The sequence below is a fragment of the Kitasatospora sp. NPDC001175 genome (assembly GCF_053598215.1).
In genome coordinates this window covers 38,726-65,716 of record NZ_JBSFJU010000012.1, presented here as the reverse complement: position 1 = coordinate 65,716, position 26,991 = coordinate 38,726, and the positions used below count along the sequence as shown (strand labels likewise).

The window sequence follows — 26,991 nt, the reverse complement described above, 5'->3', positions numbered from 1 at the left end:
ACCCGACCGGCCGCACCGATGATCCGTACGCTTCTCACCGTCGAACGCCCGCGACCCGAGGCCGTCCGCAGCCATGCGGGAGCGTGGCGGTTCGCCGTGCTCACCGTCTGCTTCGGCGCCTTCATGGGCCAGCTCGACGCCAGCATCGTCACCCTCACCTACCAGGCGCTGCGCGACGAGTTCCACACCACGCTCGCCGCCGTGCAGTGGGTCTCGCTCGCCTACCTGCTCACGCTCGTGGCCCTGCTGGTACCGATCGGCCGGTTCTCGGACATGCACGGCCGCAAGCTCATGTACCTGTACGGGTTCGCCGTCTTCACCCTCGCCTCCGCCGCCTGCGGCCTGGCTCCGACTCTGGCGGCCCTGGTCGGTTTCCGCCTCGTGCAGGCCGTCGGTGCCGCGCTCATGCAGGCCAACAGCGTCGCCCTGGTCACCACCAGCGCCCCGCCGGGCAGGATGCGCGCCGCCCTCGGCATCCAGGCCGCCGGCCAGGCGATCGGCCTCGCCCTCGGACCGACCGTCGGCGGCGCCATCGTCGCCACCCTCGGCTGGCGCTGGGTTTTCTGGATCAACGTCCCGGTCGGCGTCCTCTCCCTGATCGCCGGGCACTACCTGCTGCCCCGCACCCGCGAACGCGCCCGCGTCCGTCGTACCGATGCCGCCGGCGTCGCCCTGCTGGCCGGCGCCACCACCTCCGCCCTGCTCGCCCTGTCCGTCGTCTCCGGACTCGGCACCCCGGCATGGACCGCCGCCGCCCTGGGCGCCGCCGCGGCCGTCGCGAGCTGGGCCTTCCTGCGCCGTCAGGCCCGGCACCGCGATCCGCTGATCGACCTGGACCTGCTGCGCCGTGGCCCGGTCGGATCCGGTCTGCTCGGCGGACTGTGCGGATACCTGGTGCTGTTCGGACCGCTGGTGCTCGTGCCCGTCGAACTCGCCCGCCGACAGCTCTCGTCCCTCACCGCCGGGCTGGTCCTCACCGCCCTGCCGGTCGGGTTCGCCCTGGCCGCGACCTTGGCCGAGCGTGCGCTGCCACTGGGCTGGGACGACCGCAGGCGCAGCCGAGCGGGCGCGGCGGGATGCGTCGCGGCGCTGGTCCTGCTCATCCTGCTGCCGGTCGACGCGGTGCTGCTGCCGGTGCCGCTCCTCCTGCTCGGCCTGGCGCTCGGGGTGTTCATCCCGGCCAACAACGCCGTGGTGATGCACGCGCTGCCGCGCAGCGCCGCCGGAACCGGCGGCGGCATGGTCAACATGACCCGCGGCCTGGGCACCGCCCTCGGTGTCGCCGCGGTCACCCTGGCCCTCCATCTGACCCCCGCCAGCGCCGGCTTCGTGGCGGCGTCCGCCGTCCTGCTGGTCTTCGCGGTCCTCGCGTTCACCACCGCGTCGGCCCGGCCCACTGCGGCGGAGTCCTGAGCGGGGACCGCGACTTCCAGTCCCTCCTCGACGACGCGAGCGACGCCTCCGCGAGATCGAAGCGCCGCCCGGCAGGCCGTGGTCACGGTCCAGGACCATCCGCCCCCGGTCGCAGGGCCCGTGCCCCTCGCCTAGCAACGCCCGAGCGCGCCACCGCCGTCCAACCACCGCACTGCAGCCCGTTTTCGCACCGAGTACCCCGTCCAGCGCAGCAGGGTGTCGTCAGCTCGGCCGTGGGTGCCACCTCGACCGCCGCCAGGGCGTCGGGGGTCGCGGCTCGGGGCGATCACCGGCTCGGTGCAACCGTCGGCTACGACGACCGGCTCGGCGGCGCACCGGCGCGGAAGGCCGCCTCCCGGTCACCCACGGCCGAGGACGGGCGGCCGGGCATACCCGACGTCACCGGCTCCCAGTCGCGGGGCGGACCGCGAGCAGCCACTGTGGAGGCACGGCCGCCGTGTGGGGCTCGCCCACATCTGCCGGCCCGGAGCCTCGCGACGCAGCACAGACGGACGCAGCACAGACGGAGGAGAAGGCACCATGCAGGCACGTGCCCAGATCGGCGTCACCGGGTTGGCGGTGATGGGCCGTAACCTGGCCCGGAACTTCGCCCACCACGGATACACGGTCGCCGTCCACAACCGCACACCTGCCCGTACCCGGGAGCTCATCGAGGAGTTCAACCACGAGGGGGCCTTCGTTCCCGCCGAGTCGATCGAGGAGTTCGTCGCGGCCCTGGAGCGCCCCCGCCGAATGATGATCATGGTGAAGGCCGGCGAGGCGACCGACGCCGTCATCGACGAGTTCACCCCGCTGCTCGAACCCGGCGACATGATCATCGATGGCGGGAACGCCCACTTCGCCGACACCCGCCGCCGCGAGGCCGCGCTGCGCGAGCGCGGCATCCACTTCGTCGGCACCGGTGTCTCCGGCGGCGAGGAGGGCGCCCTCAACGGCCCCTCGATCATGCCCGGCGGCTCGGTGGACGCGTACGCCGTCCTGGGGCCGATGCTGGAGACCATCAGCGCGCACGTCGACGGCGAGCCGTGCTGCACCCACATCGGCTCCGACGGCGCCGGCCACTTCGTCAAGATGGTCCACAACGGCATCGAGTACGCCGACATGCAGCTCATCTCCGAGGCGTACGACCTGCTGCGCCAGGTCACCGACCACACCCCCGCCGAGATCGCGGAGATCTTCCGCGGCTGGAACGAGGGGCGCCTGGACTCCTATCTGATCGAGATCACCGCCGACATCCTCGCCCACACCGACGCGGCCACCGGGCAGCCCTTCATCGACATCGTCGCGGACGCCGCCGGCCAGAAGGGCACCGGCCGCTGGACCGTGCAGACCGCGCTCGACCTCGGCTCCCCGGTCACCGCCATCGCCCAGGCCACCTTCGCCCGCGTCGCCTCCAGCCGCGGTGAACTGCGCACCGCCTACCGCGCCATGCCCGGCGGAACCCGCCCGCCGGTGCGCCACGACGAGGCCGACCGCTTCGTCTCGCAGGTCGAGCATGCGCTGTACGCGTCCAAGGTCATCGCCTACGACCAGGGCTGGACGATGATCAGGGACGCGGCCGCCGAGTACGGCTGGGACATCGACCTCGGCGCGGTCGCCAGGATCTGGCGCGGCGGGTGCATCATCCGTGCCGCCTTCCTCGACCGGATCCGGGCCGCCCACGCCGCCAATCCGGGCCTGGTGAGCCTGCTGGCGGAGGAGACCTTCGCCGCGGAGATCGCCGATGCCCAGGTTCCCTGGCGGGAGGTCGTCGCCTCCGCCGCCCACCGCGGTGTCCCCACGCCCGCCTTCTCGGCCGCCCTGGCCTACTACGACACCCTGCGCGCCGAACGCCTGCCCGCCGCCCTCATCCAGGGCCAGCGCGACTACTTCGGTGCCCACACCTACCAACGCACCGACCGCCCGGGAACCTTCCACACCCACTGGGCGCAACCCGGCCGCCCCGAAACCGAGGTGTGACGACACGGCCGTGGTCCCGGCCACCCGGAGGCCGCCCGGACCGAGCCACCTCACCTCGGTCCCCCGCGGAGGAGACCTCCGCCGCACAGGCAGGCGGGTGCCCGCCCCGAGGCCGGGCCGACTCACCGACCACCGGGGGAACACCCGCAGCCGGCCTGGTCGTTGACGCCCGTCGACGACCAGGCCGTGTCCACTCCTCGGCCCGCCTAGCCGAGCCGGTCCGCTCGGGAGGTCGCCCGTCCGTTCACGCCGCGGCGGCGGGCCTCACCGGTCAGCACACCCGCGGCCAGGTGGACGGCCGCCAGCGAGGCCGGCAGCAGCACGGCCGCGTCGCGTACGGCACCCGCCGCGCTGCGGCGCACCCCGGCTCGGCCCAGCTCGCGCCATGCCCACAGCGAGAACGGCAGGACGACCGTCGGCGCGGTGACCACCCCCGGCGTGTAACCCCTGTGCCGGGCGCTCAGCGCCAGATGCCCGACCCCGTGCAGCCCGAAGGCGGCCAGGGCCGCCTGGAAGAAGCGCGAGCGCCCCGCTGTCCGGTCTCCGTCCGCCGAGGCCGCGAGCATGATCACTCCCATCAGCGAGATGGCCGTACGGGCCTGTGCGGGCGAGATCTCGCGCCGGAGCCACACCGGGCCGGGAACCCTCCCCCGCGCCTGGCCGCCGTACCGCCGGGACCACGGCGCCATGGTGAACCACTCCTCGGCATCGTTGACCGCCCACGCCAGCAGGAGCCCCCAGGTGACCTTCTTGCTGACCATCAGCACCCTCCCTAGATTACGTTACGAGCCGTAACGTAATATTCATCGAGTGAGCGAGGAAAGCAAGAGGGATGCGCGCCCGCGCCGCGGCCGCCCGCGCAGCACCGACGTCGACCAGGCCGTCATCGCGGCCACCGTCGAGCTGTTGATCGAGCCGGGATACGGCGTACTCACCATCGAGGCGGTCGCCTCGCGCGCGGGGGTCGGCCGTCCCGCGGTCTACCGGCGCTGGCCCACCAGGGACGACCTGGTGGTGCACGCCCTCATCCACGCGGTGCCGCCGTTGGAAGCACCGGACAGCGGCGACGCGGTGCACGATCTCAGGGAACTCGCCGTCGGGTTCGCGCTACGGCTGGCGGGCTCCCCGCTCGGACGGGCCGTCCTGGCCGTGCACGCCGAAGCGGGCCGCCGCCCCGAACTCGCCGCTCCCCTGCGGCAGCACTACCTCAATCCCCGCGACGCCTTGATCACCAAGTTGATCGAGCAGGGGATCGCCGACGGCCGGCTGAACCCGGCCCTGGCCCCCGACACCATCCGGGACCTGCTGTTCGGCCCGCTCATCTACCACTGGCTACTCACCGGGCAGCTCTCCGACGCCACCGCCGACACCCTGGCCGCGGCCGCCTGCAAGGCGATCGAGCTCCCTCCGTCCTGAGTGCGCACCGCGCCCGCACCGCCCGGGACTTGGCCCCGCCGGCCGCGCGGCAGCTCGGCAGCCGCTCCGCCCTCCCGCTCCCCCGTGGCCGGGCGGACGGCCGGAGCCGTCCGCCGTCGGGAGTTCGCGGACGTCAGGCTCCCGCCGCCAGGGACAGGCCGGTGAACAGCATCGTCGCAGCGACCAGGGCGTCCAGGACCCGCCAGGAGGAGGCCCTGCGGAAGAAGCCGGCGAGCAGTCGGGCACCGAAGCCCAGCGCGGCGAACCAGCAGAGGCTGGCCAGTGCAGCACCGAGCGCGAACTGCCAGCGCAGCGTGCCGTGGGTGGCCGCGACGGCGCCGAGCAGGAGCACCGTGTCGAGGTAGACGTGCGGGTTGAGCCAGGTCATCGCGAGACAGCTGAGCACCGCGCGACGCCGGGAACTGACGGCCGGTCCGCCGCCCTCCAGGCTGGAGGCCCGCAGGGCGCGGCGCGCGGCGATCACGGCATAGCAGAGCAGGAAGGCCGCGCCCAGCACGCGCACCGCCGTCAGCCCCGTCGGCCACGCCGTGACCAGTGCACCGAGTCCGGCCACGCCGCAGGCGATCAGCAGCGCGTCGGAGGCCGCGCAGATCACGACCACCGGCAGCACCGCCTGCCGGCGGACGCCCTGGCGAAGGACGAAGGCGTTCTGCGCCCCGATGGCGACGATGAGTGACATGCCGGTCCCGAATCCGGCCACGGCGGCAGTGAGCGTGTTTCCCATGGGCGCCACCGTAGGCAGCGGATTCCGCATAAGGCCAGCTAAAGATTTTTACGTATCATTAGCACCCATGAAGAGCGAGCTGCCCCATGACCTGGTCCAGACCCTGCTCGCGGTGGTCGACGAAGGCACTTTCGACGCCGCCGCCGCGGCCCTGCACGTCACGCCCTCCGCGGTGAGCCAGCGGATCAAGGCGCTGGAGCAGCGCACCGGTCGGGTGCTGCTGACCCGCACCCGACCGGTCCGGGCCACCGAGTCCGGGCAGATCGTGGTGCGCTTCGGACGTCAGCTCACCCGCCTGGAAGGCGATGCGCGTACCGCGCTCGGGATGGCCGAGGGCGGGGAGGACGGCGAGTCGTCGGGGCCCTCCTGGCTGCCGATCGCGGTCAACGCGGACTCGCTGGCGACCTGGTTCGTACCGGCGCTGGCCTCGCTCGCGCGGGACGCGCGGATCCACGTCGACCTGCGCCGCGAGGACGAGGCGCACACCACCGCCCTGCTGCGCGCGGGCGAGGTGATGGCGGCGGTCACCTCCTCGCCCGATCCGGTGGCCGGCTGCTCGGTGCGCCGGCTCGGCGCGATGGTCTACCTCCCGGTCGCCGCACCGCAGTTCGCCGCCCGCTGGCTCGACGGCGACCCGGCCCTGCTGCTGCCGGACGCCCCCGTGGTCTGCTTCGACCGTCGCGACGAGTTGCAGGACGCCTTCGCCCGGGAGCTGACCGGCGGTCAGAGCGCAAGCCTGCTGCGGCACTACGTTCCGTCCAGCGAGGGCTTCGCGGACGCGGTGACGGCCGGCCTCGGCTGGGGCCTCGTCCCGCGCGGCCAGGCCGAACCCCGGCTTCGCGCCGGTGCGCTGGTCGAGTTCCTCCCGGGCCGCACGGTCGAGGTCCCGCTCCACTGGCAGCAGTGGCGTCTCGACTCGCCCGCGCTGGCGGCCGTCGCCGCGGCGGTGGCCGCGGAAGCGGCGCTGGCGCTGGCGTAGTCGACCGCCCCACGCGGTTACGACCGGGCGGCTCGCGAGCCGGCGCGGACCGTTCCGGGGCGGGATGTTCCAGCTCGGATCGTCAACATCCCGACGGCAGCGTGGACTGTCGACGCCCCGACGCCGCCGGGAGGCCCCGGCCGGTGGTCACGGCATCCGGGTGGGCAGGCCCAGGATGGCGGGGTCGTCGGCGAGTTCCGCCAGCAGGGCGTCCAGCTTCGTCCGGTCGACCGAGGACATCAGGAAGACGTGCACGTAAGAGCGGCGGGTCGACTCGTCGCCCGGGACCATCAGCACGTCCTGCGAGGACAGCGACCACTTCGCCACCAGCTCGGGGCTGGGCTTGCGGAAGCGCACCGTGATGGCGCCCGGGGTTCGTGCCGGCCAGAGCTCGACGCCCAGTTCCTGCTCCATCTCACGCAGACGCCGTTCCAGGTAGCCGGCCAGCTCCTGGGCGCTGCGGATCCGGTCCACCTGGTCCTGGTAGGAGTGCCGGGAAAGGTGGTCCCAGATGACCAGGGGGGAGAACCCGTTCCGGGAACCGGCGAAGGTGGTGTCCGGCGCACCGGTGTAGTCCGGCTGGGACGGCGGCGAGATCTGGTACTTGACCTTCGTCATGTAGATGCCGCACGGCCACGGCGCACCGGGCCACTTGTGGCCGCTCATCGCGATCGAGGAGACCATGTCGAGGTCGCCGAACTCCCGGGTGGGCAGCGTGAGGCCGAAGTCGTACTGCGGCAGCTCCGCCTCGGGGGCCCAGCCGTAGGCCGCCGGGTCCTGGGAGGCCATCCGCATGAACGGCGCGTAGCCGGCGCCGAGGGCGCCGTCCACGTGGATCCAGAAGCCCCGGCGCAGGTCCACCAGCGGCTCACCGGTCTTCGGGTCGGTGCCGTAGACCACCTCGCGCTGGATCAGGCCGTGCTTCTCGAAGATCGGCAGCAGGCGCTCGCAGACCCCGCGGACGTCGTCGTGGGCGCCCTTGAAGGTGCTGCCGAGGTTGAGGTTGACGAAGACCGGGTGCCCGTTCGCGGCGAAGAACTCGACAAGCACCGTGAGGGCGTCGACGTCTATCTCGCCCGTACCGTCCCAGGACTGGCCCGAGGGGCCGGGGCTGGAGGGCACCTCGGTGGGCCACTCGCGGCGCCCCGTGGCGGGGTCGACCAGCGGGCACTCGTCCGGGTAGAGCTCCAGGCCGACGGCGTGGAAGGTCTCGACGCCCAGCACCCGGACTGCCTTGGCGAAGGAGTAGTGGGTGTCCTCGGAGTAGAACGCCACCGGGCGGTGGGCGTTGGGGTTGCTCCGGTCGGGGCGGGCCTTGACGTATCGCAGGGCGTCGAACGGGGCTGTCGGCGGCTGGATCAGCGCCTTGCCGCTCAGGTAGTCCCGGGCGTTCCAGAGCGCGTACATGTTGCCCTCGGTCGAGCCCATGGACAGCATGTAGCCCCAGTACGACTCGGGGTCGGCCGGGTCGTACCGCCGCTCGGCGTTCCACAGCTTCGCGTAGTAGTCGAGCACCGCGCGCTCGATGACCTTGGTGTTCGGCTTGTAGCCGCCGCTCTGGAACGGGTCGCCGAGGTTGTTGATGTTGTTCGGCATGAACCGGGCCAGATCCAGCGCGCAGCCCTGCATGTCCTGGGTGGCCTGGTAGCCGACCAGGTGCCGGCGCTTCCGGGTCAGGTACTCGTCCACCGTGTCGAGGGCGCGCAGTCGCCGGGCGTCGTCCAGGCCGCTCGCCGGGAGCTCGAAGTCGCGGTCGTCCAGGTCGGGCCCCGGGTCGACGGCGGGCGCGGCGGCGAAGGTGGCGGTCGGGCTCATGGGCACGGAACTCCGGGGTCACTGGTCGGCCGATCCGCAGCACGGGGGAACGGCGGAGGGGCGTTCGCCGCTCGCGGCAAGGATGGAACTTCTCGACGTTCTGCGAAAGGTCTCCCGAATGAAATTCGGTGCAGACGCGTGTTGTCTTGCAAATCGACGGTATCTGCGGGGATCCTGGAGGGCGTGCCGAATAATCCGCAGAACCGGCGGGCGTCCATCGACGACGTGGACCGGGCTATCATCCGCACCCTCGCCGGCAACGCCCGGGTGCCGAACAACGCGCTGGCCGAGGCGGTGGGCATCGCCCCCTCGACCTGCCTGGCCCGGGTACGCGCACTGCAGGACCGCGGGATCATCCGCGGTTTCCGCGCCGAGGTGGACCCCGCCGCGATCGGACTGCCGTTGCAGGCGATGATCTCGGTCCGGCTCCGGGCGCACACCCGGGAGCAGAACGAGAGCTTCCGGAGCGCGGCCCCCGAGCTTCCCGGCGTCCTGGCGGTGTTCCACATGGCGGGATCCGACGACTACCTGCTCCACGTCGGCGTCGCCGGCCCCGAGGCCCTGCGCGACTTCGTCGTGGACAACCTCACCACCCACCCGGCGGTGGCCCAGACCCGAACCAACCTGATCTTCGAGCAGATAGCGGGCCGCCGGTACCTGGCGTCGGGGCGGTGACCGCGAGACGAGCGAGTGGCGATCGAGACGGAGATCGCCACGGCCGGCTGGACCGTCTGGCCCCCACCGGAGCATGACACCTGCGAACTCCCCCGGCGGCCGCACCCTCTCAGCTCGGGCCGGCACACCAGCCGAGCCAGCGCCGGACGGCCACCTCGATAACGGTGCCGTCCGGCGGCAGGTCCGCGTACTGCGGGTACCTGGCGGTCAACAGGCCGACGGCGGCGGCGTGTTCGACTGCCTCAGGGTCCGGCAGCAGGCGGGCCTCGCCGTCGGCCCGGGCCCACCACAGCAGCCGCCAGTCCTCGTCCCAGTGCTCCACCAGCAGGCAGACGGCCGGGTTCGCCGCGATGTTCGCCAGCCGCTTCAGCCGCGGGGTGCGTTTGGGCTTGCGGTCGACGGCGGTCACCACCCGGTCGTCGGCGACGGCGAAGGTGACCGGGACCAGATGCGGACGGCCGTCCCGGTCCACGGTGGCCAGCACGGCGACCCTGGCAGCCGCGAAGCGCCGCCGGGCTTCTCCTGCCGTCAGTTCGGGCACGGGCCGGTCAGCGGCGCGCGGCGGCGAGCTCGGCGAACCGGTCGAGCAACGGCATGGTCTGCTCCTCGGGAACTGTCGGGAGTTGGAACAGCACTCCGGCTACATCGAGTTTCAGGAACTCGTCGACCTGCTCCTCCTGGTGTCGCGTCAGGTACACCAGCACCTGCTTCTCGGGGCCCGCCACCTCTCGCAACTCCGCGATCCGCTGGGCCAGTTGTCCGGGCGACAGGCCGACCACCAGCCAGCCGACACCGTACTCAGCGATCCGCCGGAAGGTGCGCGGGCTGTTCCCGCCGACCCAGATCGGCGGGTGCGGCTGCTGCACCGGCTTGGGCCAGCAGTACGACGGTTCGATGCGCACCAGCTCTCCGTCGAAGGAGGCCACCTCCTTGGTCCACAACTCCCGCATGGCGCGCACCCGTTCGTCCAACAGCTGGCCGCGGGTGTGCGGATCGGTGCCGTGGTTGCGCATCTCCTCCAGGTTCCAGCCGGCGCCGATGCCGAAGTCGGCCCGCCCACCGGAGATCAGGTCGAGGGTGGCGACCTCCTTGGCGGTGGTGATCGGGTCGCGCTCGACCACCAGGGCGATCCCGGTGCCCAACCGCAGCCTGCTGGTGACGGCCGCGACGGCGGCCAGGGTCAGGAACGGGTCCAGCGTGCCGTAGTACATCCGTGGCAGCTCGCCGCCGGCGGGGTACGGCGTCTCCCGGCTGGCCGGGATGTGGGTGTGCTCGGCCAGGAACAGCGAGTCCAGCCCGCGTTCCTCCAGCGCACGGCCGAGCGCGACCGGTGCGATGCCCTCGTCGGTGACGAACGTCGAGACCCCGAAATGCATCGGCGCCATCCTTTCAACTGGGTTCCCTCACCACCGGCACCCGCCGGGGTGGCGGTACCTCCCGGCGAAACCGAAGGCCGTACCTCCGACCCCGGACCGGGGTCGGAGGTACGGCGACAGCACTCCCGGGCCGTCCATGAACTCCCTGGCGGGACGGGCCTCCCGGCGGCCCGCCCCGCCACGACGGCCGGCGCGCCCATCAACCCGCAATCGGCAGTCTCGGCGGATCTGCCGTCCGTCGCCACCAGGCGCTCGCCCCGCGCGGCCGACCGGGTGAACCCGGAGCGGGCCACGGGCGTTCTCGCCTCTCCGCAGCCCGTCCGGAGTTCAGCTCCCGGGCCTGCCCAGGGGGAGACGGACGGTCGTCATCCTCCGCGTTCCCAGAAGCGGACCGCAGAAGACCAGCCGAAAGGCCTCCCACAGGTGCGGCGCCCCGCACCGAGCGCAACCATGGCCTCGGGCGACCGACCGCCTGTTCACCACAACACCGCGCTGGAGACGCACTACCACCCGGGCAACGCCAACGTGCCGGTGCTCAGAGTGGCCCAGTGGGCGAAGGACCACAACATGTCCGTCCTGTTCGTCACGGCCCGCACCTCCTCGTCGTCCGCCCGCCAGGAACTGACCGACGCCGGATACCCGGTGGACGCCATCTGCACGCGGCAGCACGGCGAGAGCAAGGACGGCGGCAAGGCCCGCTGCCGGGAGGAGCTCACCAACAAGGGCTACCGGATCACCGCCAACATCGGCAACCGGTCCACCGACTTCGAGGGCGGCTACTACGAGAAGGGCTTCAAGCTGCCCTCGTACAACGGTCGGCTCTCCTGAGCACCAGCCCGACGCGATCGGCCGGCCCGGTGGAGAAGGTGCCTCTCCGCCGGGCCGACCGGGCATCGGGGCGGAGGCCTGGTCCGCACCGGGGCGGACGGCCGTCACGTCGAGCGGCAGATGGTGCTGTCGCGACGGCCGGTCCCGCTCGACGAGTGGACGCGCGAGCTGGCGGCGGCCGTCACCGCCCGGGCCCGCTCCGACGCCCGCGCCCGGGCGGCGTTGGAGCGGCTGCTGCTCGGCGGGTGAGGTCCCGCGCCCGCCGGACCCTGCCGGGGAGTCGGCGGACCTGCCGCCGGTGGCAACCGACGGATCCGCCGATCCGTGCCTTCGTCCGGGTCGTCAACAGGGCGCGGTGTCCCCAAGGGTGACGGCTGTGCGTGTCGGCGTCCAACGCCCGCCAGCCGTGCCGCCGCCACCGGCACCGCGCGGGACACGGGCCGCCTTCGCCGGTCCCCATAATCGCCTGGTGATCACCTCCTACGACGAAGCGATCCGCCGGTTAACGGTCCGGCCCGGTCTCGCCCTCGCCGCCCGTCCGTTCCTGTTGTTGCCGCTGCTGCGAGCCGGATGCCTTTCGCACGTACTCAGCGTCGAGGCGGCGGATCAGGCCTGGGAGGGCCAGTTCGACGCCGAGTTCCACTCCCTGGAGAAGCTCACCCGGGTCCGTGACAACACGGTCACCTCGGCGGGGATCGACGACCTGGTGCGCCGGCTCCCCGGCTCCGACGGCGGCACCTGGCGGGGACGCGAACTCGGTCTGATCTCCTATCTGGCACTGAAGCCGCGCTGGCAGAGCGCACTGGAGGACTTGGGCGCCCGTCTGGTGCTCCCGTACTCCCCGCCCGCCGTCAGCGTCCTGTCCGACAAGATCGCGCAGCGTGAGTGGTTCCGATCGATCGGAGCGCGGACGCCGCTCGACACCGTCGTCGGCGACCTCGACCACCTGGTGCTGCGTCGCCGGTTCGGCCACAGCTACGTCGTGCAGACGCCGAGGGGTTCCAACGGCCGGGGCACGCACCTCGTCACCGGAGCGGAGGACCTCGGCCGGATCACGCCCACCGGCCCCTGGCTGGTGAGCCAGTACACCGAGGGAGTCCCGGTCAACATCCACGGGCTGGTCTCGGCGGACGACGCGGTCTCGGTACTGCGCGCCTCCGTTCAGCTGACCCGGACCGACGGCATCGGCGCACCGTTCGGCGCCTACTCCGGCTGCGACTTCGAGGCGCCCGCGCTGCTGCCGCCGCTCGCGCTCTCCCGTGCCCGTGACGTGGTGGAGCGGATCGGCCGGCAGCTCGCCGGCCTGGGATACCGGGGCCTGTTCGGCGCGGACTTCGTCCTGTGCGGGGATCAGCCGCTGCTGCTGGAGGCCAACTGCCGTATGCAGGGGTCGACCTGGCTGCTGGGCGAGCTCGAACTGGCGGAGAACGCGCTGCCCAGTTCGCTGCGGCACGTCCTGGAGCGGTACGGCCTCACCACCCGGGCCGATCCCGGCCTGGACCCGGCCGGCGGCTGCCAGCTGGTGATCCGGCACACCGGTGCTCCCGCCCGAGTCCTGGCGGCGCCGACCGGCGGCGTGCACCGGCTCAAGGACGGCCTGCTGCACCGCTGCGGCGACGGCTTCGGCCTGCTGGAATGCGGAACGGACGACTGCGTCCTGCTCCAACTGCCAAGTGCGGGCACAGTACTGCACCCCGGCGCACCACTGGCCCGCCTCGTCGCCCGCTACTCGCTGACCACACCCGACGGGAGCACTCTCCGCCCCCACGGACGCCAACTGGTGGACGCGCTGCACGCGCAGTTCACACTCGAGCCGTGCTGAGCGCGCCGCCTCCGCTGTACGTCCGCGCGGCCGTACCGGCCGACCTGGACCGACTGGCCGCGCTGCGCACCGAGGCCGCCGCCTGGATCGCCCGGCAGCACGGCTCGCGCCAGTGGTCCGATCCCTTCGACGCCACCCGCAGTCTCGTCTGGATCGAGCGGGCCGCCACCGTGGTGGCGCTGCTGGAGCCCGACGGCGAGCCGGTGGCCACCGTCACGGACCGGCCGACCGGGAGCCGCCTGCTCTGGACGCCGCAGGAACTGGCGGACCCCGCACGCTACTTCAGCCGCTTCATCGTCGACCGCCGCTACGCCGGCCGGGGCATCGGCGCACACCTGACCGACTGGGCCCGATGGCGGGCCGCAGGCGCGGGCGCCGAGCTGGTCCGCACCAACGCCTGGAGCGACAACGCGGGTCTGCACGCCTACTACCGCGCCCACGGCTGGCAGTGGGTCAGAACGGTCACCGGCAATCGCTCAGGGGCGCTCTTCGAGATGGCCGTGCGCCGGTCCCGACCACGCTGCGTCCATGAGCTGGGCGAGATCCCGCTGCTCCGGTGAACCGTGAGCTGCCACCGGCCGGGCCCGCAGTCCCTGTGCGCAACATGCGGTGCGCGGGCAGGGCCCGGGTTCCCTCCTTGCCCGCGTGTTCCCCACCGGGCGTACGCGGCCCGGACCCGCCCCCGCTGGAAGGGCGGGATCGGCGAACGCGCGGGCTGCGGCTCCGCTCCGTTCGTCACCTTCCGCCAGGGCGTGTCGGCCGGTTGAGCGGGTGCCGGGTGAAGAAGTCCCACATGACCGCGGTCGCCGAGATCGTCTGCGTCGTGTGCCCCGGGCCGCTCGGCGCCACCGCTCCGGGCCAGGTGTGGCCGCCACCGATCACCTGGTAGTGGGTGACTTCGGTGCCCTGGGCGCATGGCGTCCAGTCGAACTCGACCACGTCCGAGCCGATGCTGCGCCGGCTCCCCGCCGGACACTGGTCCTTCTCGGTCCAGGTGCCCAACCACTGGGTGATCGAAGGGTACTGCTCACCGTGGCTGGTTCCCCCGTCGTAGTGGATGACCGGGTCAGCGGTGCCGTGGAACTCGAGCATCGGCACGGGCGGGCTCGTTGGGCAGCCTTGCGTCGTCTCCGGGTAGTAGGCGCCCGCGACGGGCGCGAAGGCGGCGATCCGGCTCGGCAGTTGGCAGGCGAGCAGGGCGGTGAAGCCACCGCCGTTCGACTTCCCGGTCGCGTAGATCCGACCCTGGTCGACGCAGAACTGCTGCTGCGTCCGGTCGAGCAGGTCCTCGACGAACCGTACGTCGTCGGCGCCGGACGAGTAGGGCGCGCCTTCCCAGGACGTCTCGCCGTTGGTGCCGGTGGTCCCCTCGGGATACAGCACGATGGCGTCCAGGGCCGACAGATCGCTGTACGACTCGATCTGCGTGTCGCTCTCACCGGAACCGTGGAAGGCCAGGATCAGCGGTGTCAGTTCGGTGTTCCGGTAGCTGGCGGGCACGTGGACGAGGTAGCTCCGCTGTTGCCCGCCGGACGTCAGCGTCTGTGTCGCGGTCTCACCCGGAGCGACGGGCGGCGGGGTCAGACAGCCGGCCGGGGTGGGGGAAGCCGTCTGATCGACGGCTGTTCCCGGTTGAGGCACGCCGGCGGCCGCACCGCAACAGGCGAGGCTCAGGAGCGCGGCGAGGACAGGGATTCGCAACATGGTCGGCACCTCCGTCGGTGGACTGGTCGGTACGGGTCAGTGGGCATCACCCGCAACAGCATCCACCCGCGCCCCGGAGCAGGCGACCTGTTGCCCGACCCGCGCTCAGTGCGTGTCAGGCACGGGCCGGGCCTCCCGACAGGACGCGGCCGGCCCGGAGGCGGACCGTCGCCGCCGAGAGCACTTGCGGGACCGGCAGGCCGCGGAAGCGGAAGCCGCCCTGGCCTCGGTCAGCCCCCTGAGCCGGGAAGCCGGGTCACGCTGCCGTGGCCCGGCCCCCGTCGGAACCGGCCGTGCCGGTCACGGTGCAGCGGTGGCAGGTGCCATACCGCTCGGCCTATGGTGAGAAGGCGTTTCCAGTCGGGTTTCCTTCACACCGGGCGGCCGATGCGCCTGCCCTCGGGCCGGTGCGGAGCGGCCATCGGACAGCTGCCCGCTTCGGCCGCCCGTCCGTACCCTGCTCGTGACGACTGGGGAGGGGTGTGGCCATGGCCGCGGTCTCCCGGAAGCCGGTTCCACAGCCGGTGCTGTCCCCGCTGACGGCGGCAGCGGTCTTTCTGGTGGTGACGGTCGATCCCGGCGGCGAGCCGGTCGTACGGGAGCTGTTTCCCGACCTTTCCGGGTTGCAGCGGGCCGTCGGCTTCCGGGCGCCGAACGGGACGCTGAGCTGTGTCACCGGCATCGGGTCACAGGTCTGGGAGCGCCTGTTCGGTGCGCCACGCCCGGCGGAGCTACACCCGTTCCGCGAACTGGCAGGGCCACGGCACCTCGCGGTGTCGACCCCCGGTGACCTGCTGTTCCACATCCGGGCCGCGCGGATGGACCTCTGCTTCGCGCTGGCCTCCCTTCTCATGGACCGGCTCCGCGGTGCTGTCACGGTGCGCGACGAGGTGCACGGGTTCAGGTACTTCGACGAGCGTGACCTCCTGGGCTTCGTCGACGGGACGGAGAACCCGGTGGAGGAGGCCGCCCGTACGGCGGTCCTGGTCGGCGACGAGGACCCGGAGTTCGCCGGTGGAAGCTATGTGATCGTGCAGAAGTACCTGCACGATCTCGCGGGCTGGGACGCCCTCCCGACCGAGGCGCAGGAGTTGGTGATCGGGCGTCGGAAACTGTCCGGCATCGAGCTGAGCGACGAGATCAAGCCGCCCGACTCACACGTCGCGCTGAACACGCTCGTCGATCCCGACGGGACGAAGCACGAGATCCTGCGCGACAACATGCCCTTCGGCAGCGTGGGAGAGGGAGAGTTCGGCACGTACTTCATCGGGTACGCCCGAACCCCGGCAGTGACCGAGACGATGCTGACGCGCATGTTCCTGGGCAACCCGCCGGCCTCCCACGACCGGATCCTGGACTTCTCCACCGCGGTCACCGGGTCCCTGTTCTTCGTGCCCACGACCGACTTCCTCGACGACCTTCCCGATCCGCCCGGCGCGAGCCGCACGGAGTCGGCGGCGGACCCGGCACCCGATGTCCGGTCGCCGACCGCCGACGAGTCCCTGGGGATCGGCGATATGAAGAGGTATCGTCAATGAACAATCTGCACCGTGAACTTGCGCCCATCTCCGCGGTCGCCTGGGCCGACCTGGAGAACGAAGCGCGACGCACCTTCGAGCGCCATGTGGCCGCCCGCCGGATCGCGGACGTCTCCGCGCCCGGCGGCCTTCGACTGGCCGGGGTGGGCACCGGACACCTGGAGGCGGTCGACCCTCCGGCCGACGGGATCATCGCCCACACCCGCCACTTCCAGCCGATGGTGGAACTACGCGTTCCGTTCACCGTCGATCGCCGGCAGGTCGACGACGTCGCACGCGGAGCCGAGGACGCCGACTGGCAGCCGGTGAAGGACGCCGCCCGCCGGATGGCCTTCGCCGAGGACCGCACGGTGTTCGAAGGATATGCGGCTGCGGGCATCGCCGGAATGCGCGAGAGCTCGTCGAACCCCGCCCTGAGCCTGCCGGTTGAGGTACGTGACTACCCGAACACCATCAGCCGGGCGGTCACCGCACTGCGGCTGGCCGGAGTGGGCGAACCCTACACGCTGGCGCTGAGCGCCGACGCGTACACCGCCGTCAGCGAGACCTCTGACTACGGGTACCCGGTCATCAAGCACATCGCCCGGCTCCTGGACGGCGAGATCGTCTGGGCGCCGGCCATCGGCGGTGCCTTTCTGCTGTCCACCCGGGGCGGCGACTTCGAACTGTACATCGGCCAGGACGTTTCGATCGGCTACCAGTCGCACGACGAGAGGACCGTCCGACTCTACGTCGAGGAGACGCTGACATTCCTGGTCCACACGGCCGAGGCCGTGGTGTCCCTGACGGCGGGACCGCGGTAGCCGACCACGATGCGCCCGGCGGCCTTCGCGCTCCGCCGGGCCGCGGTGCCTGAGAGGCAGTCATAATCCGTCGTCGGTTGAGGGCTTTCTTCGGGTCTCGTGCAGCCCCACTGGTGTCACGGGCGAACTGCACGGCGGGGCCTGCTTCTCCCCTCGCCCATGCCTGTTTCAACTCCCTTGATCAGCCGCACCCGTGCAACCCCGGGAGCTCCGGCGGCGGTCCTGATGGGATTCAGATAGCCACCGGCCCTCGGCTCGGAATCATCTGCCGGTCCGGTCGGATGGCCTGTGGTCGGATGGCCCGTGGTCGTTCTGCGTGGCGGGAGGTGACGGTGCCGCACCGGGCCGGGCGCCCACCCAGGACGAGACCATCGCACCGGTGAAGCCCACCGTCACGCAGACGAGCGCCGCCAGGGCGGAGAAGGGGCTTTCGGCGGCATCCTCGCCACCGGTGGTCAGGACGTGCGCCATGTCGCGGCCGTTGTCGGCCAGCCAGGCCAGTCCCACCGCGGATGCCACCGACATCAGCAGTGACCCCAGCCGCAGCAGGCCCGGCGGCACGTCCCACGCACGGCGGCCGATCAGGAGGCTGAACACTCCCAGGCACCAGATGCCGTAAGCGGTGAACAGCACGATGTACCCGACCAGGATCAGCCGGCCCGTGCCCCGCACCGTCACCTCGTCCCCGACCCGGGTGGCGCCGGCGGAGAGGTAGGCGACGATCTCCAGCACCACCGTGACGCCGAGCAGCACGCTCTGGCGCCGTAGTCCGGTCCGCGCCCGCCCAGGGGCGTTCAGGGAGTGCGCCATCATCGCCAGCGAGCCCGCCGCGACCAGCTTCAACTGGTCGCCGATCAGCGTGAGCAGGTCGGGCAGGGGACCTAAGTGACGGACCGCCGTTGCCGTCGCCGGGGCCGTGACCGCCATCGCCGTACCTATGCTCAGGCCGAAGGCAGAGGCGAAGCGCATCGCGGGATCTTTTCGGCGGTGGCGGTCGAGCCGGGCTTTCAACACGGTTCCGGTGATGGCGAGTCCGCAGGCGAGATAAGCGGCCACGTTCGCCAGCCGATCACCCATGCCGAGTGCTGCCTGGTCGAGACGCACGACCGGGCGCCGTCCGCCGTTGGTGCGGCTCCGTCGTGTCGGCAGCGATGGACCGGTATCGCTCCGAGCCCGTCTGGCCCACTTTCCCTCCCCAGCTTTTCGGTCACGCTCGCGTGATCCTAGATGCCAGGGAGGAGGGGCGAAACCCCGTGATCATCGAGGTCGCTTCGGAGGCGAACTCCCGGTGGTCGACCGGCCCCGCCGGGGCGGGGCCGGTCTGGGTCGAGCCGCGCGCGAGAGACCCCCTGACGGCCCCACGGACAGTCAGGGGGTCTTGTGGCTCCGCGGATCTCACCGTTTCACGGTGTCCGCGTCACCGTCGGATTCCGCTGACGATCAGCCGGCCGGTGGGGGTGGCAGGCGGCAGGGTCGTCAGCTCAGGGCCCCGCCGTAGTTGGGGAGCTCGAAGCCCTTCTCGTAGTGGCCGCCCTTGAAGTCGGTGTCGTTGTTACCGATGTTGGCGACGAGGGTGTAGCCCTGCTTCTCGAAGGACTCGCGGCACGAGAGCTTGACGTCGGCCTTGCCGGCGCCGCTCTTGGTCTTCATGCACAGGCCGTCGACGGTGTACCCGGCGTTGTGGAGCTCCATGGTGGTGGACCGGCGGGAGCTGTCGCTGCGGTAGGTGGCGAACAGGATCGCCGCACCGTGCTGGTGAGCGTACTGGGTGACGGCCAGGACGGGCTTGACGGGCTTTCCGGGGTCGTAGTGGCTGGCGAGGGACGTGTTGTCGATGTCGAGGACCAGCGCCAGGTGGTCACCGGGCTTGCTCCCGGCCAGCCGCTGCTGGACGTAGCTCATGAGGGGCTTGGCGACGGCGTTGACGTCGGACTCCCACTGGCTCTTGCCGGGCAGGCCGGAGGACGCCTGGGCAGCGGGGGCGAGGACGGTGGCGAACACGCCGGTGCCGGCGATCAGACCGATGGCGAGCTTCTTGAGCATTGCTTGTCTCCTGTGGGGAAAGCGGACCGTGGCTCGAGGCTGGGGTTCCTCTGGTGTGCCGGGGGCAGCGGCAGGTCCGGAAGACGAACGCCCCGGGCCCAGGGCCAGCAGGGCCGCGGCCGCGATGGCCGCGACGACCGGTCTCCGGGCCCTCGGTGCTGGCGAGTTGGGTATGACGGGCATGAAGTCTCCTTGTCGTAGGGGCGCTTCGGCGGGCGGCCGCCACAGCCGGCCGGCTGCTGGGGGGATCCGGAGGGAACCCGCCGGGATCTGGCCACCGAGCGTTCCCTGAGCTGGGACTGACGTCAACGGAACTTCGGAAGCGGCGGGTTGTCTGGCAACGCGACAACCGCTGACCCACCCTCCGACCTGCGGCGACGCGGTCGAGCGCCCCGTGTGCCGGACAATTCTGTGGATTCGCCAGAAGCAGCTGGGCCGGACGGTGACGGCCGCCACGCAGCAGGCGAATCCGCAGAGTTGGAGCCGGTGCCGCCCTGCCCTCCGTGCGACGTTCCGGGTACCGCGACGGTCCGGCGGCTCTCGGTGTCCACAGAGTCGGACCGTGCTCTGCCTGTGAGCCGCCACCCGCCCCGACCGGGTTGACCGTCCTGCCGCCGCTGAGGCACGGCCTCCGCCCGCATCTGCGCCCCGCCCCCGGCCGGTGCTGACGTCCTCTCCCCCACGAAGGCCGCCCTGTCACCCGTGTACCGACGGCGGCGCCCCGACGCCACAGCTGCGGGCGACGCTCGCCGCCGCCGTCATCCGATGGTCCGGGCACCTGCTCCGGCCGGCCGCACCGCTCAGCCCAGTGCTCGATAGCGGCGTTGCGGCCGGCCCCGTTGCCCGTAGCGCAGCTCCACCTCGGCAACGCCGCTCTGGACCAGGTGTTCCAGATAGCGGCCCGCGGTGGGCCGGCTGACGCCGAGTCTGTCGGCCAGTTCGGCGGCCGACAGGTCGGGGCCGCTCCGCAGGGTCTCCCGGACCGCGTCCAGGGTCGGCTCGCTCAGTCCCTTGGGCAACTGCTCCGCGGGGGCGTGCAGGGTGCCGAAGAGCCGGTCGATCTGCGGCTGCGAGACCAGCCCCTCCACGGCCAGATCCCGTTGGAGGGCCTGGTACCGGCGCAACAGCTGGCTCAGCGCCGCCAGCCGTACCGGTTTCACCAGATAGTGAAGGGCTCCGCTGCGGATGGCGGCCCGGACGGCGTACAGGTCGGATCTGCTGGTCACCACGATCACGTCGGTGCCGGTGCAGCCGCCGCGCAGCTCCGCGGCGAGTTCGAGACCGTTGCCGTCCGGAAGACTGATGTCGATCAGGGCCAGCTGCGGTCGGCGCTGCGCGGCCACCGCCCGGGCAGCCGTCACCGAGGCGGCGACGCCCACCACGGTGAAGCCGGGCACATGCGCGACGAAGCGGGTCAGGGCAGCAGAAGCCACCGGATCGTCCTCGACGATAAGAGTCGCGATCAAGTCCGCCCCGCTCCTGCTGAACATCTGCACCACGCATGCCCGACCTCGGCCGGTCAGCGGCTGGCAGGTCCATGTCCGCCGGCCCTGGCCCGCTCCGCATCGGCCCACCATAATGCTGCGACACCGGATGGGGCGCGTCCCGGCCGGTTGGCGAGAGGTGCGGATGGAGAGACGAACCGGTCGCCTGGCCATGCTGCTGGGCCCCCGGCGGCCGGTGCTGAGCCTGGCGGCGCTGTACGTGGCGTTCGGGCTGCTGCCCCTGCTGACGCTGGCCCAGTTCTGCCTGTCGTCGGCACAGGACGCGGTACGGCACCAGGTCAGCACGGGGCTCACCACCACCGCGACCACCAGCGCCGTGGCCACCGCTGACCGGTTGTCAGCACTCGGCGATCTGGTCACCGCTTCGGCGAACGACCCGGCACTGGCCGCGTACCTGTCCGACCCGAGGCACATCGCCGAGGGCGAGTCGCCGATGCAGGAGGTCACGCAGCTGCGCAGTTCCCAGCCGGGGGTGGCCGAAGTGCTGCTGTGCGACCGCGACGGTCTTCCGCTGGCCGACTCGGCGGACCTGGGCTACCTGCGCGATCCGACCGCGACCGACTGGTTCCGGGCCGAGGTGGCGAGTCCGCGCACCTATCTGTCCGCAGGATACGCGCCGGCGGTGCAGGGCACCGGGCGGGCGGTGGTGATCGCCGCACCCGTGCGCGACCGGACGGGCCGGCCCGGCGGCGTGCTCGCCGCCGCATATCGTCTGGACGCGCTGCAGACCTTCACCGACCAGATCGCCGCGGCACAGGGCATCGGCCTGGTGATCACCGACCAGACGGGCGCGCCCGTCGCGTCGTCGGCGTCCGACCGGCCGTCCGCCCGGTCCTCGGACGGTCACGGCCGGGTCCTGACCGCGACCCGGCCGGTGCCCGGCTTCGGCTGGATCGCGACCGCGACGGTGCCCGAGAGCCAGGCCCTCGCCCCGCTGCTCGCGCTGCGCTCAGCCGTGGTCGGCGCGGTCCTGCTGCTCGGCACGGTCCTGCTGATCGGCCTGGCCGCCCAGGTCAGGCTGGCCTGGGCGCGCAGCCGGGCCGAGGACGCCCTGCAGGCGGCCCGGGACGAGGCACTGCTGCTCTCCGAGCGGAAGTCCACCCTCCTGGCGGAGGTGAGCCACGAGATCAGGACCCCGATGAACGGCATCGTCGGCATGACGGGGCTGCTGGAGGCCACCGGACTGGACGAGCTCCAACGCCGCTATACCGCCGCCACCCGGAGCTCGGCCGCGGCCCTGCTCACCATCGTGGACGACCTGCTGGACCTGTCCAGGATCGAGGCGGGCAGGCTGATGCTTCGTCATATCTCCTTCGATCCCCGGTGGTTGTGCGCCGAGGTGCTCGACCTGATGGCACCGCAGGCGGCGGAGCAGGGGCTCCGGCTGGACGCGAAGATTGCGCCCGAGGTCCCGGACCGGCTGGCCGGCGATTCCGGGCGGATCAGGCAGGTGCTGGTCAACCTGGTGGGCAACGCCGTGAAGTACGCTCCGCTCGGGCGGGTGGACGTGCTGGTCGATCTGGTCGCCGACGCGGCCGGGCCGGGTGGGTACGTGGTGCGGTTCGGGGTCCGCGACACCGGGGACGGGCTGACGCCGGACCAGCAGGAGCGGATCTTCGACCACTACACGCGGTGCGCCGGATCGGGCCAGGCGGTGGAGGGCGCGGGACTGGGGCTGGCCATCAGCAGGGAGTTGGTCGCCGCCATGGGCGGGCGCATGGGCGTGGAGAGCACGCCCGGGCGGGGCAGCCGCTTCTGGTTCACGCTCGGGCTGGCGCCGGCCCCCGGGCCTGGCGAGGCCGGGTTGCCGCCCTTCCTGGATGCGGTGGGCAGGGCCGTCCTGGTCGCCGATGACGACGAGGTCTGCCGACAGGTGGCCCGGGACGTGCTGGAGGGTGCCGGCTTCACCGTGGACCTCGTACCGGACGGCGAGCAGGCGGTGGCCGCCACCCGGAGGGCCGAGTACGGCCTGGTGCTGATGGACCTGCGGATGCCGGGGCTGGACGGGCTCGCCGCCGCCCGGGCGATCCGCGCCGGGCGGCACCACGCCTCACCGCCCGTGGTCGCCGTGACCGGGGAACGCGAACCGGCGGTGCTCAAGGCCTGCCGGGAGGCCGGCATCCAGGCGGTGGTGGGCAAGCCGGTCGACTGGCCAGCGCTGGTCGCTGCGCTCCGAGGCACCGGCGCCTCGGAGCGCGGCGACCGGACACCGGTCACCGCTGCGACGGCCGGCGGTGCGCCGTTCCTGGATCCGCCACCGGCCGGGCGGATCGAATGGGACAGCGAGGTGGTGGCCGATCTGGCGGAGTGCGGGGCCTTTCCAGCCGCGGCAGAGGCGTTCGGCATCACCGCCCCCGGACTCGCGCAGGCGGTGGCCTCCGCCGTCCGGGCAGCGGACCTGCCCGCCCTGGGTGCCGCGGCGCACCGGTTGGCAGGGGCTGCAGCTACCATCGGCGCCCGCTCGCTGGCGGCCCGGTGCCGTCGGATCGAGCGGCTGGCCGAGACGGGCGGCCCACCACCCCCGGGGACGGCCACGGGCCTGGCCGATGAGGTGGCGGCAGCGATCGTCGAGCTCAGCTCCCTGCACTCATCGGCAGGTTCGGTCTGACCAGCCGATCCGCGGAGGTGCCGTCCCATTCCCAGTACAGCCCGTGCACCCCGGGGGCGACGTCGGGGACGACCAGGCACGCCTGACCCGTGGAGGAGATCCGCACCTCCTGGAGCGTCCGGGCCGGCGTGTCGTGGTGCGGCCGCCAGGCCGCGGTGCAGCCGGCCGGCAGCATGCCGGCGTCGAAGTTCACCCGCAGCGCCAGGTTTCGGCCGGGGACGCCCACCTTCCGTTCGTACTCCGTGGCGACGTGCGAGGACGGGTACGCATAGCTGTACTCGACGATCGTGCTGCCGCCCGGCGGTATCGGGAGGTCGAAGAGCAACTCGGCGGCAGTGACGCCGTGTTCGCGGTCGATGCGGCGCCGGCCGAGTCGGCAGCCGACCAGCCCGAACAGATCGGCGTCGGCCGACGTCTCCGGCCCGGCCCGGGTGACCAGGACCAGCCGGTCCGCGCCCCGGTCGAGCGCTCGCACGATCTGCAGGACGTCGACCCGGCGCTCCTCGCGCTCGGGTCCGATGTGTACGTCGATGCGCGTGTGGAGAGTCTCCACCCGCGTGTTGGCCCGCGGGTCGAGGTCGGCGAGGACCCGCTCGACGGCCTGATCGCCGAAGGTCCGGCGGTGGTCCAGCGAGCCCGGGATATGGTCGATCCACCGGCCGCGCGGCCGGCGCGGGCCGAGCAGCACGATCAACGAGTGGCGCTCCAGCTCCAGGACCTCCTCCAACGCGCGTACGGCGTCCAGCGAGGCAGCCCGCTCGGGTCTGCTCCGGCCGCGCTGCCAGTAACTGAGGCTGGACACGCTCACCTGGATCCCGCGGCGGGCCAACCGCCGCTGGATGGCCTCCAGGCTCAGGCCCTGCTCGCGGATCGCCGTCCGCAGCGCTAGGTCGAAGGGGCCGGAGCGGAGCACCCGGGCGAGCTCCGTCCCCATGACCGTACCGGCCCTGCTCAAGGATTGATTGCGCATCCTGCACCTGCTCCCACCGGGACCGCACCGTGTCGGCAGTCGCTCCGAGCTGCGGAATCTACCGGGCGAACCCGCTGAGATCAGATATCTGTGCATATTTATCACCGTCGGCACCGGCCCACTCGGGTGCGGCCACGGCGCCGGGGCCCGGCGGAAGGGCCGGTCCCTCGAGGACCACCAACACGTCGCGTCGATCTGCCGGATTCCGGCCGTACCAGCCCGTGTTGCAGGGCTGCCTCCTACGCGGCGTCGGTGGCGCACCAGCTGACCGGGAGGGTGAGCGGTGACTTGCTCGGGGATTCGTCGTCCCAGGTGGGGTGGTGGCCGTCGGGCACGCGCAGGTCCGGGAAGCGGTCCAGCAGCGCCTGGAGTCCCACGGTCAGCTGGGCCCGGGCCAGGTGCGCGCCGATGCAGTTGTGCGCGCCCCGGCCGAAGGTGAGGTGCGGGTTGTCCGCTCGGCACAGGTCGAGCCGGTCGGCGTCGGCGAACACCCGCTCGTCCCGGTTGGCGGAGGCGAGGACGGGCAGTACGGCGTCGCCCGCGCGGATCCTCCTCCCGTGCAACTCGATGTCCTCGACGGCCTGGAGGACCACGACACCGTTCATCACCGGTATGAACCGCAGGAGTTCCTCCACCGCGCCGGGCATCACGCCGCGGTCGTCACGCAGTCGGGCGTACTGGCCGGGCACGGTCAGCAGCGCCACCACGGCGTCCCCCAGGAACATGGTGCTCGTCCGGTAGCCGGCGACCAGCATCGAGAGTCCGAAGTTCACCACGCTCTCCCCGTCCAGGCTGCCGCGCCCGCACGCGTGGACCAGCTCGGTGAGGATGTCGTCGGCCCGCTCGCGCCGCTTGCGATCGAGCAACGACGCGATGTAATCGCGCAGTTGGGCGGTGACCTGGCGGCCCTCGTCCAGGGTGAGAATCGCCCCGAGGGCGGCGTCCGCCCTGGGCAGGAAGTACTCGCGGTCCTCGTAGGGGATGCCCACCAGCTCACACATGGCCAGCAGCGGAAAGGGCTCCAGGAAGCCGCCGACCAGGTCACCGGGCTGCCCGCCGGCCACGAACTCGTCCAGCAGCCGGTCGGCCGACCGGCGCAGCCGCGGCAGCCGGCGCCGGATGGACCGGACGCTGAACGGCTCGGCCAGGGCCCGGCGCAGGGCCGCGTGCCGGGGGCCGTCCAGTTCCATCATCGTGATCAGGCCCGGCTCGTCGTCGGCGGCCCGGTCGTGCCGGGGCGGCCAGTCGTTGATGGTCGGCCTGATCAGCCGGGGGTCCGCGATCAGGTCCCGGACGTCCTCGTAGCGGGTGGCGTACCAGGCGGTGGCGCCGGCCGGCAGCCGGACCTGCGCCAGCGGGCACTGGCGGCGCAGCCAGCCGTACTGCTCGGGCGGCCCCATGGTGCCCGGCGGCGGGAGGGGCAGGTCGATGACGGGCCACTCGATGGCGGGTTCCGGCGGTGTGCTGCTCACTGGCTGGCTCCCCTGGTCGGGTGCGAGGTGGCCGGGTCGGCCTCACCAGCTGACCGGGAGGGTCAGCGGTGACTTGGTCACGGATTCGTCGTCCCAGGTGGGTTCCCGTCCTTCGGCCAGGTGCAGTCGCGGGAAGAAGTCGAGCAACGCCTCCAGACCGACGGTCAGTTCGGCGCGTGCCAGATGGGCGCCCAGGCAGTTGTGGGTCCCCCGGCCGAAGGCGAGATGGCCCCCGTGGCCCGTGATCGCGCCGGTCCGGCTCAGGTCGAGCCGGTCGGCGTCGGCGAAGACCCGCTCGTCCCGGTTGGCGGAGGCCGGCACGGGGATGACTGCGTCGCCCTTGCCGATCGTCCGCCCGTGCAACTCGATGTCCTCGGTCGCCAGGAGGACCACGGTGCCGTTCATCACCGGCATGTAGCGCAGGAACTCCTCCACCGCGCCGGGCATCGACTCCCGGTCGTCGCGCAGGTGGGCCCACAGGTCCGGCCGCTCCAGCAGGGTGTGCACCGAGTCGGCCAGGAAGAAGCTGCTGATGCCGAAGCCGACGGTGAGCATGGACAGCCCGAACGCCATCACGTCGTCGTGGGTCAGCGCTCCGTCGTCGCACTGGCGGACCAGCTGCGTCAGGACGTCGTCGCCGGGCCGGTTCCGCTTGCGGGCGATCAGTTCGCCCACGTACCCGCGCAGCAGATCGGTGACCCGGCGCCCCTCCTGCGAGGTCACCATCCCGCCGAGGGCCGCTTCCAGCACCGGCAGGAACCAGTCCCGGTCCTCGAAGGGGATACCCACCAGGTCGCACAGCACCAGCAGGGGGAAGGGGTCGGTGAAGCCGGCGACCAGATCGCCGGGTGGGCCGTCCTCATGGAATTCCCGCAGGAGTCGTTCGGCGAGCCGGCGGATGCGCGGCAGGTGGTCCCGCACGGCCCGGGAGCTGAACGGGTGGGCCAGGGCCCGGCGCAGGGCCGCGTGCCGGGGGCCGTCGAGTTCGGCGATCGTGACCAGGCGCGGCCCGTCGTCCGCGGGCTGCCCGGGGCGCGACGGCCAGTCGTTGATGGTCGGCCTGATCAGCCGGGGGTCCGCGAGCAGCATCCGGACGTCCTCGTACCGGGTGGCGTACCAGGCGGTCGCGTCCATCGGCATCCTGACCCTCGCCAGTGGGCAGTTCTCGCGCAGCCGCGCGGCCTCCGCGGGCGGCCCCATGGTGCCCGGCGGCGGGAGCGGGAAGTCCAGGACGTCCGGCTCGGGTCCGCTTCCCCGCGCACCGGGTGACTGTGCGGTCATGCGCGCTCCCCTTCCCGG

Annotated in this window: 24 protein-coding genes; 12 read left to right on the top strand and 12 right to left on the bottom strand. The window is 72.2% G+C overall.

Annotated features, from left to right (window positions below; translation table 11 throughout):
* Positions 1-18: 18 nt before the first annotated feature.
* Both ACWDAK_RS11770 and gndA read left to right on the top strand, forming a co-directional pair.
* Entirely contained in the window at positions 19-1,413 is a 1,395-nt protein-coding gene (locus ACWDAK_RS11770; protein WP_344637537.1) for an MFS transporter, read from the top strand.
* A 540-nt stretch (positions 1,414-1,953) separates the two neighbouring features.
* A complete protein-coding gene (gene gndA, locus ACWDAK_RS11765) occupies positions 1,954-3,393 on the top strand; it encodes an NADP-dependent phosphogluconate dehydrogenase (RefSeq protein ID WP_427394835.1) in 1,440 nt (479 codons plus the stop codon).
* Positions 3,394-3,599: 206 nt separating this feature from the next.
* Here the strand turns inward: gndA and ACWDAK_RS11760 are convergent, their stop codons facing one another.
* Positions 3,600-4,154 carry an HXXEE domain-containing protein gene (locus tag ACWDAK_RS11760; protein ID WP_344637539.1) on the bottom strand — a complete coding sequence of 185 codons (555 nt, stop codon included), beginning with the start codon at positions 4,152-4,154 and terminating at the stop codon, positions 3,600-3,602.
* Positions 4,155-4,203: 49 nt separating this feature from the next.
* On the opposite strand from ACWDAK_RS11760, the gene ACWDAK_RS11755 reads away from it, so the two are divergent.
* Entirely contained in the window at positions 4,204-4,809 is a 606-nt protein-coding gene (locus ACWDAK_RS11755; protein ID WP_427394834.1) for a TetR/AcrR family transcriptional regulator, read from the top strand.
* Positions 4,810-4,942: 133 nt separating this feature from the next.
* Here ACWDAK_RS11755 and ACWDAK_RS11750 read toward each other — a convergent pair whose 3' ends face one another.
* Positions 4,943-5,554, bottom strand: coding sequence for a LysE/ArgO family amino acid transporter (locus ACWDAK_RS11750; RefSeq protein ID WP_427394833.1), 612 nt, complete (start codon positions 5,552-5,554; stop codon positions 4,943-4,945).
* A gap of 67 nt (positions 5,555-5,621) precedes the next feature.
* On the opposite strand from ACWDAK_RS11750, the gene ACWDAK_RS11745 reads away from it, so the two are divergent.
* The gene (locus ACWDAK_RS11745) at positions 5,622-6,533 is read left to right on the top strand and encodes a LysR family transcriptional regulator ArgP (protein WP_344637542.1); all 912 of its coding nucleotides are present in this window, start codon (positions 5,622-5,624) and stop codon (positions 6,531-6,533) included.
* Positions 6,534-6,680: 147 nt separating this feature from the next.
* On the opposite strand, the gene ACWDAK_RS11740 is transcribed toward ACWDAK_RS11745, so the two are convergent.
* Positions 6,681-8,348, bottom strand: a complete 1,668-nt coding sequence (locus tag ACWDAK_RS11740) for a PLP-dependent aminotransferase family protein (protein WP_344637543.1) — start codon at positions 8,346-8,348, stop codon at positions 6,681-6,683.
* A gap of 183 nt (positions 8,349-8,531) precedes the next feature.
* Here ACWDAK_RS11740 and ACWDAK_RS11735 point away from each other — a divergent pair, with 183 nt between their 5' ends.
* Positions 8,532-9,023: an Lrp/AsnC family transcriptional regulator gene (locus tag ACWDAK_RS11735; RefSeq protein ID WP_344637544.1), complete on the top strand. Its 492-nt coding sequence runs from the start codon at positions 8,532-8,534 to the stop codon at positions 9,021-9,023.
* A 109-nt stretch (positions 9,024-9,132) separates the two neighbouring features.
* Here ACWDAK_RS11735 and ACWDAK_RS11730 read toward each other — a convergent pair whose 3' ends face one another.
* Together ACWDAK_RS11730 and ACWDAK_RS11725 are read right to left on the bottom strand one after the other, a co-directional pair.
* The gene (locus ACWDAK_RS11730; RefSeq protein ID WP_344637545.1) at positions 9,133-9,564 is read right to left on the bottom strand and encodes a TIGR03668 family PPOX class F420-dependent oxidoreductase; all 432 of its coding nucleotides are present in this window, start codon (positions 9,562-9,564) and stop codon (positions 9,133-9,135) included.
* Positions 9,565-9,571: 7 nt separating this feature from the next.
* Positions 9,572-10,399 (bottom strand): LLM class F420-dependent oxidoreductase, encoded by an 828-nt coding sequence (locus tag ACWDAK_RS11725; protein ID WP_427394832.1) that lies wholly within the window; start codon positions 10,397-10,399, stop codon positions 9,572-9,574.
* Positions 10,400-10,849: 450 nt separating this feature from the next.
* Here ACWDAK_RS11725 and ACWDAK_RS11720 point away from each other — a divergent pair, with 450 nt between their 5' ends.
* From ACWDAK_RS11720 to ACWDAK_RS11705, 4 genes are all read left to right on the top strand, one after another.
* On the top strand, positions 10,850-11,227 hold the full coding sequence (locus ACWDAK_RS11720) for an HAD family acid phosphatase (RefSeq protein WP_344637547.1): 378 nt from the start codon (positions 10,850-10,852) through the stop codon (positions 11,225-11,227).
* A 120-nt stretch (positions 11,228-11,347) separates the two neighbouring features.
* Positions 11,348-11,476 carry a hypothetical protein gene (locus tag ACWDAK_RS11715; protein ID WP_344637548.1) on the top strand — a complete coding sequence of 43 codons (129 nt, stop codon included), beginning with the start codon at positions 11,348-11,350 and terminating at the stop codon, positions 11,474-11,476.
* 220 nt (positions 11,477-11,696) lie between these two features.
* On the top strand, positions 11,697-13,049 hold the full coding sequence (locus ACWDAK_RS11710) for an ATP-grasp domain-containing protein (RefSeq protein WP_427394831.1): 1,353 nt from the start codon (positions 11,697-11,699) through the stop codon (positions 13,047-13,049).
* Positions 13,043-13,609: a GNAT family N-acetyltransferase gene (locus ACWDAK_RS11705; protein ID WP_344637550.1), complete on the top strand. Its 567-nt coding sequence runs from the start codon at positions 13,043-13,045 to the stop codon at positions 13,607-13,609. Before ACWDAK_RS11710 ends, ACWDAK_RS11705 begins: the two co-directional genes overlap by 7 nt.
* A 175-nt stretch (positions 13,610-13,784) precedes the next feature.
* Here the strand turns inward: ACWDAK_RS11705 and ACWDAK_RS11700 are convergent, their stop codons facing one another.
* The gene (locus ACWDAK_RS11700) at positions 13,785-14,753 is read right to left on the bottom strand and encodes an extracellular catalytic domain type 1 short-chain-length polyhydroxyalkanoate depolymerase (protein WP_427394830.1); all 969 of its coding nucleotides are present in this window, start codon (positions 14,751-14,753) and stop codon (positions 13,785-13,787) included.
* A gap of 488 nt (positions 14,754-15,241) precedes the next feature.
* Here ACWDAK_RS11700 and ACWDAK_RS11695 point away from each other — a divergent pair, with 488 nt between their 5' ends.
* Positions 15,242-16,291, top strand: a complete 1,050-nt coding sequence (locus tag ACWDAK_RS11695; RefSeq protein WP_427394829.1) for a Dyp-type peroxidase — start codon at positions 15,242-15,244, stop codon at positions 16,289-16,291.
* The gene (locus tag ACWDAK_RS11690; RefSeq protein ID WP_344637553.1) at positions 16,288-17,094 is read left to right on the top strand and encodes a family 1 encapsulin nanocompartment shell protein; all 807 of its coding nucleotides are present in this window, start codon (positions 16,288-16,290) and stop codon (positions 17,092-17,094) included. Before ACWDAK_RS11695 ends, ACWDAK_RS11690 begins: the two co-directional genes overlap by 4 nt.
* Before the next feature lie 261 nt (positions 17,095-17,355).
* Here ACWDAK_RS11690 and ACWDAK_RS11685 read toward each other — a convergent pair whose 3' ends face one another.
* The 3 genes from ACWDAK_RS11685 to ACWDAK_RS11675 form a co-directional block, all read right to left on the bottom strand.
* Positions 17,356-18,198, bottom strand: coding sequence for a hypothetical protein (locus ACWDAK_RS11685; RefSeq protein ID WP_427394828.1), 843 nt, complete (start codon positions 18,196-18,198; stop codon positions 17,356-17,358).
* A gap of 372 nt (positions 18,199-18,570) precedes the next feature.
* Positions 18,571-19,137, bottom strand: coding sequence for an HAD family acid phosphatase (locus ACWDAK_RS11680; RefSeq protein ID WP_427394827.1), 567 nt, complete (start codon positions 19,135-19,137; stop codon positions 18,571-18,573).
* Positions 19,138-19,937: 800 nt separating this feature from the next.
* Entirely contained in the window at positions 19,938-20,603 is a 666-nt protein-coding gene (locus ACWDAK_RS11675) for a response regulator (protein ID WP_344637556.1), read from the bottom strand.
* 163 nt (positions 20,604-20,766) lie between these two features.
* Here ACWDAK_RS11675 and ACWDAK_RS11670 point away from each other — a divergent pair, with 163 nt between their 5' ends.
* Positions 20,767-23,250, top strand: a complete 2,484-nt coding sequence (locus ACWDAK_RS11670) for a hybrid sensor histidine kinase/response regulator (protein WP_427394826.1) — start codon at positions 20,767-20,769, stop codon at positions 23,248-23,250.
* On the opposite strand, the gene ACWDAK_RS11665 is transcribed toward ACWDAK_RS11670, so the two are convergent.
* From ACWDAK_RS11665 to ACWDAK_RS11655, 3 genes are all read right to left on the bottom strand, one after another.
* Complete coding sequence (locus ACWDAK_RS11665) at positions 23,216-24,220, bottom strand: helix-turn-helix domain-containing protein (RefSeq protein ID WP_427394825.1); 1,005 nt, start codon at positions 24,218-24,220, stop codon at positions 23,216-23,218. The genes ACWDAK_RS11670 and ACWDAK_RS11665 overlap by 35 nt on opposite strands.
* 239 nt (positions 24,221-24,459) lie before the next feature.
* On the bottom strand, positions 24,460-25,692 hold the full coding sequence (locus tag ACWDAK_RS11660; protein WP_344637559.1) for a cytochrome P450: 1,233 nt from the start codon (positions 25,690-25,692) through the stop codon (positions 24,460-24,462).
* 42 nt (positions 25,693-25,734) lie between these two features.
* Entirely contained in the window at positions 25,735-26,973 is a 1,239-nt protein-coding gene (locus ACWDAK_RS11655) for a cytochrome P450 (protein ID WP_344637560.1), read from the bottom strand.
* Positions 26,974-26,991 lie beyond the last annotated feature (18 nt).